Origin of the sequence: Actinacidiphila cocklensis, from assembly GCF_907177275.1 — a bacterium.
GTDB classification, from domain to species: Bacteria; Actinomycetota; Actinomycetes; order Streptomycetales; family Streptomycetaceae; genus Actinacidiphila; species Actinacidiphila cocklensis.
The window spans coordinates 1-2,213 of sequence record NZ_CAJSLV010000006.1 but is presented as its reverse complement, the minus strand read 5'-3'; the positions used below and the strand labels follow the sequence as shown (position 1 = coordinate 2,213).

Below are 2,213 nucleotides of genomic sequence, written 5' to 3'. Positions count from 1 at the left end.
TCGACGACATGATCCTGTCGCTCTATGCACGCGGGATGACGACCCGTGACATCTCCACGCACCTGAAGGAGGTCTACGGCTCCGAGGTGTCACCGGCCCTGGTCTCCAAGATCACCGACGTGGTCGCCGACGAGATCACCAGCTGGCAGAACCAGCCGCTTGACGACGGGCGATTTCCACTGGTGGTCGCGACACGAGGGGATGAAAGCAATGCCACGAGGCGGCAGCAACAAACTGCCGATGTCCGTACCGAAGAGGTACTTTGAGCTGCGTAGGGAAGGCCTGAAGGGGGCAGCTGCTGCCCGCCAGGTGGGCGTATCCACCAGCGCGGGATCGCTGTGGTTCATAGACGCTGGACGCATGCTCCTTGCCGACAAGCCGATCGACCCACGCTTTCTGACCCAGGAAGACCGGATCGCCATCGCCGGCGGCCTCCAGTCCGGCCGTCCAGCCGCGATGATCGCCGAGGAGATCGGCAAGCACCGAGCGACGGTCTATCGGGAAATTCAGCGAGGCCGGAAGGGCGACGGCTCCTACAACCCTTGGTGGGCGCATAACCAGGCCCTCGTCCGCCGACGCCGGCCCAAGCAGGAAAAGCTCCGCGCCAGCGGCCAGCTGAATGGCTTCGTCAGCGAGAAACTTCAGCAGAGCTGGTCGCCGCAGCAGATCTCCCGGCAGCTCGCGCGCCTTCATCCCGGGATCCCGGCCATGAACGACAGCCCAGAGACCATCTACCGCGCCCTGTATGCAGGACTTCTGGACAGGCGCCGGGCCAAACTACGCACCGGACGCGGCCGCCGGAAGAAGCAGCGCCGCGGCATACCGATGACGAACGCGATCCCGAACATGCGGCCGATCCACACCCGCCCACGACAGGCCGAGGACCGCACGACCGCCGGACACTGGGAAGGCGCGTAGTGCTTCAAAACGGCCTCACCGTCTCTGACCTGGGACCTTTCCCCTTGATCAACTTGCCCGGTGGTACTCGTTGATAAGGCCAGTGACCGCTTGCCGCCGCTCGATCCGGGTTGCAGGGAGGGGGATGATGTTCGGGTCGTCGAGGGGAGCGAGCTGCCTTCGGCCCTGGTGTGGTCTGTGTCGGTTGAAGTGGGTGGCGTACTCGTGAAGGACCTTGTGCGCGTGGCCGCGGTTGTAGATCAGGAGCCGGTCAGCGCATTCCTCGCGCACAGACCGGACGAAGCGTTCGGCGTGCGGGTTGCAGTTCGGGCTCCTCGGGGGAATCTTGGTCACGGCGATGTTCTCGCTGGCGAAGACGGCATCGAACGCGGCGGTGAACTTGGCGTCCCGATCGCGGATGAGGTGGGTGAAGTCGGCAGCGCGGGCACCGAGTTGCCAAATGAGTTGCCGGGCTTGCTGGGTCGCCCAGGCGGCGGTGGGGTGAGCGGTGACGCCGAGGATGTGAACGCTGCGGGTGCCGACTTCCATAACGAAGAGGGCGTACAGCCGTTGAAGCCCGATGGTGTCCACGTGAAAGAAGTCCGTGGCGAGCAGGCCGCCGGCCTGGGCTTTCAGGAACGCCGCCCACTCGCCGCGGGGCGACTGGTGTCGCGGTGCGGGTCCGAGGCCGGCCTGGCGCAGGATGCGGCGGACGCTGGCTGCGCTGACCCTGTGCCCGAGGCGGCGGAGTTCGCCGTGGACGCGGCGGGCGCCCCATCGGGGGTTCTCGACGCCGAGCCGGATGATGAGTTCGCGCAGCTCATCGGATATCGGTGGCCGTCCTGGCGATCTGGGCTGGGTCCACTTCTGCTTGACCAGGCGCTGGTGCCAGGCCAGCAGAGTGCGCGGAGAGACGATCCGGTGGTTGCGCAGGATCCGCGGCAGCAGTCGGGCCAAGGCTGCGAACAGGGCGCGGTCTGGCCAGGTCGGTTTCGGGGTGTCGACCTGTCGACGCAGCACCGTGACCTCGTGCCGGAGAAGCAGGATCTCGGCGTTCTTTGCAGCAGAGGATCGGCATAGAAGGACAAGCCAGGCGAAGATCCGGGTGGCCAGTAGGTAGATCATCCGTACGAGCACGTTGCGATGATGCCGGATGGTCGTCCGGTTGGGAGCATCAGACCAGGTCAGCAGTTGTGAGCGGATTTTGAAGCAGTACGAGGCTTCCTGGCCCTGGCTGTGCCACCAGCGGCGGATCGACTCCACGGCGAACGCTGCGGTGTCGTGGTCGGTGCCGACGTTGACCCAGCCGGTATTGG

General features: G+C 65.7%; 1 protein-coding gene and 3 pseudogenes. 2 read left to right on the top strand and 2 right to left on the bottom strand.

The window, feature by feature from the left end; all coding sequences use genetic code 11:
* Nucleotides 1-164, top strand: a pseudogene (locus NFU81_RS02870) (transposase); the annotation flags it as partial.
* A 46-nt stretch (nucleotides 165-210) separates the two neighbouring features.
* Nucleotides 211-912, top strand: a pseudogene (locus NFU81_RS02865) (IS30 family transposase); the annotation flags it as partial.
* A 54-nt stretch (nucleotides 913-966) separates the two neighbouring features.
* Here the strand turns inward: NFU81_RS02865 and NFU81_RS02860 are convergent.
* A complete protein-coding gene (locus NFU81_RS02860) occupies nucleotides 967-2,022 on the bottom strand; it encodes an integrase core domain-containing protein (RefSeq protein ID WP_251484614.1) in 1,056 nt (351 codons plus the stop codon).
* Nucleotides 2,023-2,067: 45 nt separating this feature from the next.
* Nucleotides 2,068-2,213, bottom strand: a pseudogene (locus NFU81_RS02855) (ISAzo13-like element transposase-related protein); the annotation flags it as partial.

Excerpts from the sequence above, each read along its gene's own strand:
- NFU81_RS02860 (WP_251484614.1), bottom strand. The coding sequence starts at position 2,022 with ATGATCTACCTACTGGCCACCCGGATCTTCGCCTGGCTTGTCCTTCTA.